General features: G+C 55.7%; 1 protein-coding gene and 1 other RNA gene. One reads left to right on the forward strand and one right to left on the reverse strand.

The genetic code is table 11. From position 1 onward, the window contains the following. Nucleotides 1–436: GNAT family N-acetyltransferase (locus ALO64_RS04715; RefSeq protein ID WP_054991668.1), on the reverse strand; the 436-nt coding region annotated here is incomplete at its 3' end. 226 nt (nucleotides 437–662) lie between these two features. Here ALO64_RS04715 and ffs point away from each other — a divergent pair. Continuing rightward, an RNA gene (ffs, locus tag ALO64_RS23820) (signal recognition particle sRNA small type) lies at nucleotides 663–759 on the forward strand. Nucleotides 760–986 lie beyond the last annotated feature (227 nt).

A 986-nucleotide genomic window follows, 5' to 3' on the forward strand; every position in this document is an offset into this window, starting at 1 on the left:
CTCCGGTGTCCACCCAGCCCTGACCTGAATAAAGCCCGATAGCAGCGCTATTATCTGCATCTACCGAGAGCATCAAATGCGTGATGTCTGGCCACTTCAGGCTTAGCGCCGCAGGCAACGCCTGCAAGCACGCTTTGCCTAGCCCCTTGCCCTGTTCGCGATGATCTATTTGCAACGCATGCAGCGTCGCAGCCAGCTCCTCCTGAGCCCAGTGCGGCAGACAGTCGCCACGCTTAAGCAGGAAAAAACCCACCGGCTTGTCGTCGCCCAGCAGCACAACGCCGCAAACATTCGGGCTGGGGTTGACCAGCAGAGTATTGAGCGCGGTGTAAATATCACCGGAGAACTGTGCCTGCTCCTGCGTCACCTCGAGGTATCCGAGCTGTTGGCGTTGAGAGGCGCTGAGGTCGTGGTAGTCGACCAATCGAGTCTGCATGAGCAACCTGCTGGCTGATTATGGTTGAGGCGGGCAGGGTACAGGATCGAACGGGGCCGTTTCGAGGATTTGTAACGCTGATGACCGGCACGCATTTGCCTTTCAGCCCCTGCACACAAGTGCTTGAGCCCCCTCGAAATTTTTATCCGAACCAACGGTTGTAAACTCACGCCAGACCGGTACAATGGCGCGGCTCGCCAACTGGTGAGTGTCGTTATGGTGACCCCATCGGTCCCCCCGCAACGATTACCCGTGAACCTGGTCAGATCCGGAAGGAAGCAGCCACAGCGGGAACATTGTGTGCCGGGGTGTGGCTGGTGGGGGCACCACCTATCTCTAAATCCTTGATTCTGCAAGGATTTCTTGGTCGAAAATCTCGAAGTGTGACAGCGTTTAGGTACACCTAAGTGGTGCATCGTGCTGGCAATCCTACCTTGTTCATTTTTTCTCGCCAACAAAGCCGTTGGGATGTGATTCTTGAGATGAGTTTTCAGGTGGTATGCGCTCCCCGCTCAATATTCCGCTATCCAAAGCTTAGGGAAGGTCTGAA

The organism is Pseudomonas meliae (assembly GCF_001400515.1).
In the GTDB taxonomy this organism is placed as follows: Bacteria; Pseudomonadota; Gammaproteobacteria; order Pseudomonadales; family Pseudomonadaceae; genus Aquipseudomonas; species Aquipseudomonas amygdali.